This is a genomic window from Prevotella sp. HMSC073D09 (assembly GCF_001814145.1).
GTDB classification, from domain to species: Bacteria; Bacteroidota; Bacteroidia; order Bacteroidales; family Bacteroidaceae; genus Prevotella; species Prevotella conceptionensis.
In genome coordinates, this window is record NZ_KV815113.1 from 42,747 (window position 1) to 48,963 (window position 6,217).

A 6,217-nucleotide genomic window follows, 5' to 3' on the forward strand; every position below is an offset into this window, starting at 1 on the left:
GCACCGCAATTAGCACCAAAACGCAGTGCAATTAGCACCAAAACGCAGTGCAATTAGAATCAAAACGCAATGCAAAATGCCGCTAAATGCAAGGTGAAATGCAACAAAATGCAAAGTAAAGTGCATAATCTTGCATATTGTATGTTGGGTTTATTGGTCTACTATTGACAAAATTGATGTTGTTTTGGTGAGAAAAAGCACTTAAAAGTTGACGTTTTAACCACTAAAAGCCGTTTTTTGGGTGGCGAAAATTTGAGAACTGGCGAGCAACTAGAAAGGCAAAGTGGTGCAAATTGCCCAAGTTATGCTCAAAAATGGACTTAAAACAAAATGCAAAAGGCCGAAATTTCTGCCAAATAGCATGCTTTTGAGTGCTATTTTTGCTAGAAGGAAGCGATAAGTAGGCTGTGTTTTGTAAAATATCTTGTATTCTTTTTAGTTCGTGAGGTTGTGAGGTTATGAGTTATTGAGTTTGAAGTCGTCTTGACTTCAATAACATGTAAACAGATTAAGATTTAAAAATCATTCACGCTTTCGTCTTACAGTGAATCTACATTGTGGATAATTTGAGCACCCATAGAAAGTGCCGTATTTACCTCGCCGCTCTACAAGATGGCCGTTACACTTCGGACAGACACCACATTTGATAGTTTCATTAACTTCTCTTACTGCCGTCTGAATGTTCTTAACATGTTCTCTGTCGCTTACGCTCTCTCTTATATTGTTTTCATTAAGTATTGTAAGTATGGTTTGAACATCATTATCTGTCAGGTATGTCGCCTTATATCCACTTATCAGCTCCAAGAGACAGTCTTCGTAAATGACATGATGATTACTCTTAATGTTCTTTAATACGGCCTCGCCTGTAAACACGACAATAGGAATAATCTTAACATGTGGATAAGCGTTGAGCAGCCCTTTAATTTTAAGAGCATGACCTATGGATTGTTTAACTGGGTTATAGAAATGCTTTTTTGTAACGTATGTATATGTTTTCCACCATCTTTTCGCAAAAGTAACTCTAGTGACTATAAGCTGCGTCCATTCCTTTCGGTTGTCATCTCCGTATATATCGCCTCGATAGTTTTTGGTCTCGATAGCAATGACACCATACTTACTAACAACAATGTGGTCGATTTGTGTTGTACCTCTTTTTGTTTTCAACACAATGTCACCTAATACATGATATTCTTTTGGCAGACGAGAAAGAATGTCATTTACTCTCTGTTCTCCCCATTTGCCTTTCTGTTTTGGAGAGTTGTACCACCATCCGAGGAAAAAAAGGCCGATGATGATAACAAGTGGAAGTATGGATAAAAACGACTGCATGAATTATCTCATCTCAATTTTATATAGAAGTCACCTTGACTTTTCTCTCAATCTTGTCTTCGGTCAGAAAGGTTACAGTCAAGACAATTTCAACGCTAATATTCATAATCAGTTGAAAACGAGTCAAAAACAACCATGTACTTAGATCCTTAAAAGAGGGCTAACCCTCTTCTTCCAGCATCTTCTTTATTTCCTCGTCGGTCTTAGTCAATTTGTCTTTGCACATCTTGATAAGTTTCTGAGCCTTTTTCAGTTCATCGGCAAGCGAGTCGAGGTTGAGTTCGCCTGTTTCCATTCGGCGAACAATAGCTTCTAGTTGTGCCACAGCCTCTTCGTATTTTATTTCTTGTTTAGCCATAATTTGAGTTTTTGAGTTTTTGAGTTTATGAGTTGTTGAGTTTGTGAGTTATTAAGTTTATGAGTGTTTGGCTTTATAAGCTTATTGGTTGTTGAGCGTAATGGGTTTATAGGGTTAGCAAACTTACTAATTCACTTCCAAACTCATAAACTCAACAACTCACAAACTCACAAACTTCCAAACTCAAATCCTTATTCAACAACAGATTTCACCTTATCTTTTTGCAGTTGGGTAACGATAACATCGCCCTTTTGCAAGTCGTTGGCGTTGCGTACCACCTTTCCGCCACGCGTGGTGATGCTGTAACCCTTGCTAAGCTGTAAGATGGGGTCGTGCGACTTGACGGCTTGTTGCAGCAGTTCGAGGCGATGAGCGGCCTTTGTAAGCAGGCGTTCGGCGTGGGTTGGCAGGGCAAGTGTCAGCCGTTGCAGGCGCAAGTCTTGCCGTTGCAAGGTGGTTGCTATGGTGTTTTGCATGCGCAGGGCCATGTTTTCGAGCCTTTTCTCTTGCCTTGTACGCACCAACGAAAACAACATCGGCACCTTTTCGGTAAGTCGGGCCAGTTGGATGCGCTCCAATTCCATGCGCCTTTGCACTAGGTGTACCATCTCTTCTTGTGCATCGAGAATGCGTTGGTAGGTTTCTGCGAGGTGTTCTACCAGAAAAGCGGCTGCAGCAGTGGGCGTTTTTACACGGCGGAAAGAAACCATATCTAGTACACTTTCGTCGCGGTCGTGCCCGATGCCGGTGATGATTGGTAGGGGGAAGTTGGCCACATTCTCGGCCAATGGCAGGCTGTCAAAGCCACTGAGGTCGCTGGTGGCCCCTCCGCCGCGGATGATAACCACCACATCAAAGCTATTTATGCGCTCGTTGATGGCGTTGAGGGCTGCAATGACGCTCCTTTCAACGCCTTCGCCCTGCATGGTGGCGGCAAAAAGCTGTACCGAGAAATGCAAATGCCATTCGTTTTCGTGCAGATGACGACAGAAATCGCCGTAACCAGCCGCTTGTTCGCTAGAAATAACGGCCACACGCTGCGCAAATAGCGGCAAGCGAAAGTCTTTTTGCAGGTCGAATACGCCTTGTTGTTTCAGTGTACGCGCAATTTCGAGCCGCTTGCGCGCCATGTCGCCCAGCGTGTAAGTGGGGTCTATGTCGGCCACAATCCACGAAAAACCGTATGCTTCATGGAAATCGGCGTACACCAAGAGCCTTACTTTCAGTCCTGCGCGTAGTATTTGGTTGGCGTTGCGTTCGAAGTGGGGGCGCAAAAACGCCCATTTGTTCTTCCAACACTTGGCCGATGCCTTGGCCACGGGCGTGTTTCCTGCCGCATCTTTCTGCACCAACTCCATGTAACAGTGGCCGCGAACCTCCCTCATTTCAGAGATTTCGGCCTCTACCCAATATTCGTCGGGCATGGTGATGGCGAGCGCATCGCGCACCATTTGGTTCAGTTCGTACAGTGTTAGGGTTTCTTTGCGCATGGGTTTGGGATGTAATGGCGTGGCGAGCCTTTCGGTTGGCGGCTCTTTACATGATGCAAAGTTAAGGTAAATGGTGGTAATGACAAAATATAATTTGCTTAAATGGGGGGAGTAAGTGGTAAGTAGTAAGTAATAAGGAGTAAGGAGTAAGTAGTAAGTGGTAAGTAGTAGGGTGGTAAGATGGTAAGCGGTGAGGCATAAGTGGTAAGTGCACTTACTTACTCTTTTACTCCTTAATACCTACTCCTTACTACACACTGCCTACTACTTACACCTTGCTACTTGCTACTTACCACTTACTACTTATTACTTACTCCTTATTACTTATTACCTTATTACTTACTACCTTACTCCTTTACTACCCACTACTTATTCCTTCACCACTTTGAGCGTGTCTTGCACCTTGCCCCTAGTGGCTTTCACAACGTAGACTCCAGCAGGCAGATGGCGTAGTGATAGCACGTGGGGTGGCTTTGTTGCCGATAATACACGTGCACCGTGCATGGCGTACACCTCAATGGCATCGTAATCGGCGGCGGCGAGTAGGTTGGTTCCGTCGAAACGCAATGGCGTTTCGCCCGCATTGGCCTCATTGCGCGATAGGGCTGTTGTGGAAAGGTCGTAAGATAGCAATGGACAAACGGCCATCGACAAGGGTTCGTCGTCGTTGCGATACCATGTATAGGTGCCTGTGGGCTTGTTGTTGCCGTCTTCGTCGGCCAAGAGATGGTATGTTGTGGATTTTTCTTTCGCTTGTCTACGCAGGCAAAGGATGGCAATCTTGTCCGATTTGTTGCCCTCATCGTTGTTGGGCAGTCCGCCAATTACAACGAAAAACTCCTTCTCTACCGTTGCGGGCGTGTTGAAGGTGAAGATGGTTGGCTTTATTGTGTTGTTGTCGTAAACCAATTCAGACGCTTTTAGCGTGGAAGTGGCGAGTACTTGACCCGGCATACCCTTGTCGTCGGCCAGTGCCAGAGATACGCTGACTTCGGCATTGGGGCTAACCGTGACCGTAGACCCGAAGTAAACGTCAACACTTTTCACTTCGGCCTTAGCCTGTGGTGCATCGAAATGTTCGGCAAACTTAGACATACCTAGCCAGTTAGAGCCTGCGTAGAAGCCATAAAATCCCAGCTCAATTACGTTGATGTTGGGGTTTTCTTCGGGCGTTATGTTCCAAATGTGCTGCTGTCCACCCACTTGTATGTAGTTTACTAGCGCGTCTTTGCTGGTTCCGGCATCGTTGGTTGCACGTAATCCCACGCTGAACACGCCTTGTTTGTTGTAGGTTACGGTGGGGTTTTGCTCGTTGCTCTGCTCGATGTTTGCCCCATTGAACGACCATTGCCATTGGGTGGGGTTGTTCTTGGAGAGGTCTTTGAATGTGAGCGACGAGCCCAAGGCGATGAAACGGCCAACAAATGGCGAGAGATAACCACCGGGTTCTACCCCGATAAAGGCTTGCGGAGCCTTCTTCGTCACGTTTACATAGGCCTCGCGTGTAAAGGTATGCTCTTCTGTACCATTGCTAACGGTCAGCGTTACGGGGTAAGTTCCGGCCTTTGCGTATATAACTTTGGGGTTCTTGTCGGTGGAAACATTCGGTGTTCCGCCCTCAAACTTCCAGTTATAAGACGTAACCTTGCCTGTGGACGAATTGTAAAACGCCACTTCTTCGCCTTCAACGACGTGGATGGAGGTGGCGTTCTCATCGTTTTGCGATACTTCAAATCCGTCGATAAACACGTCTTCGCCACCTGAACCCTCATAGACGAAGGAGAATTGTACCTTCTTTTGGGCGTAGGCAGATAGCTTGATGTTGAACTTGTTCCAATTGGGACCGTCGAAAGCATTGTCTTGCGACCATTTGAACGCATCCAGTAATTCTGTCGTTTCCTTTGTGTCTACATCGGTGATAAGTAGTTTCCATTTGGCAAAGACCAATAGCCCAGGACTGAAACAGGCGTAAAAGCTGCACGTGCTGTTGGGTTTGATGGTTATTTGGGGCGATTGGGCAGTCTCCTTTTGCTTTTTGTTGGAGTAGCTAATTCCTAGCGAGAACTTGCTGTTGGGATTGAAGTATGAGAAGGGTTTCAGCCCTTTCCAGCTTGGTTGTTCGTATAATTGCCACGTGGCAGTGTTGTTAAGGGCGAAGTATTTCCACTGATTGGCTTCTTCAACCGAGTCCCACCCCATGCGATAATAGGGTGTAGTTCCTCCTAAGGCATAGAAATTGGCTTGTAACGACTGTCCGTATGCCACGAAACACAGGCAACAGAGTAAGAGGAGTAGCGTTCTTTTCATTATGTCGAGGTTTTAATTTGTAATCAAAATATTGCTTTCGTGTTGCAAATATACACAATAATATGTTTTAAGCCAATAAAATAACACGTTTTGTTGGTTTTATAGCTGTGCGAAAGGTGTGAGGAAGAAGGGCACGCCAGCAACACTTGCATTAGTTGTTCTTGAAATGTTGAGGGCAAGTTAAGCCCCAATTGGTTCATTAGGCCGCTTGTCAAATATTCTAAGTTATGTCCATCGCTTCCTGTTCATCTAAAAAATAATTTGTGATTATCTTTGTTGTTGCTTTTATTTTACTTAAATTTGCGGTATTCAACTTAAGCATCAATGAGTTTATGGCACACGGAATTTACCTTGACAAACCTTCGCCATACACCACATTTGTGTTGAAGTGAATTACAATCAATGGGTTCTTAGTGCCTGTCGATACGCTCTCAATTGTCTAAATAAAAAGTTAATGACGTAATGTCTTCTTAAACAGACTGGCGTTGTAGAAAGCTCTCCCCAACACATTTTTTAATTATCTGAGACAATGAAAACAATGTTGATTAAAGTATTGTTGTGTGGCCTACCCATTAGTTTGTGGGCTCAAGCTACACATGTGATTGAACCGGCCATACTGGAAGTGAGATATAAGGTGGTGTATGGCAAGGACAAAGACGAATATGCTTTGCGGTGTGGTAAACATACGAGTCAATATATTGTAAGCATCCAAAATTCGCCGTATTGATACTTC

At 44.7% G+C, this 6,217-nt stretch carries 4 protein-coding genes; all 4 read right to left on the bottom strand.

Annotated elements, in window-relative coordinates:
* Nucleotides 1–522 precede the first annotated feature (522 nt).
* Nucleotides 523–1,329, bottom strand: coding sequence for an NERD domain-containing protein (locus HMPREF2955_RS10080; RefSeq protein WP_070723202.1), 807 nt, complete (start codon nt 1,327–1,329; stop codon nt 523–525).
* Nucleotides 1,330–1,489: 160 nt separating this feature from the next.
* Nucleotides 1,490–1,687, bottom strand: coding sequence for an exodeoxyribonuclease VII small subunit (xseB, locus tag HMPREF2955_RS10085; RefSeq protein WP_009231850.1), 198 nt, complete (start codon nt 1,685–1,687; stop codon nt 1,490–1,492).
* A gap of 191 nt (nt 1,688–1,878) precedes the next feature.
* Nucleotides 1,879–3,177, bottom strand: a complete 1,299-nt coding sequence (xseA, locus tag HMPREF2955_RS10090) for an exodeoxyribonuclease VII large subunit (protein WP_070723205.1) — start codon at nt 3,175–3,177, stop codon at nt 1,879–1,881.
* Nucleotides 3,178–3,546: 369 nt separating this feature from the next.
* Nucleotides 3,547–5,484 (bottom strand): PKD domain-containing protein, encoded by a 1,938-nt coding sequence (locus HMPREF2955_RS10095; RefSeq protein WP_070723208.1) that lies wholly within the window; start codon nt 5,482–5,484, stop codon nt 3,547–3,549.
* Nucleotides 5,485–6,217 lie beyond the last annotated feature (733 nt).

Bases quoted from the DNA above. Each gene is read 5' to 3' on its own strand.
- HMPREF2955_RS10080 (WP_070723202.1), bottom strand. From the start codon at position 1,329: ATGCAGTCGTTTTTATCCATACTTCCACTTGTTATCATCATCGGCCTT.
- xseB (WP_009231850.1), bottom strand. From the start codon at position 1,687: ATGGCTAAACAAGAAATAAAATACGAAGAGGCTGTGGCACAACTAGAA.
- xseA (WP_070723205.1), bottom strand. From the start codon at position 3,177: ATGCGCAAAGAAACCCTAACACTGTACGAACTGAACCAAATGGTGCGC.
- HMPREF2955_RS10095 (WP_070723208.1), bottom strand. From the start codon at position 5,484: ATGAAAAGAACGCTACTCCTCTTACTCTGTTGCCTGTGTTTCGTGGCA.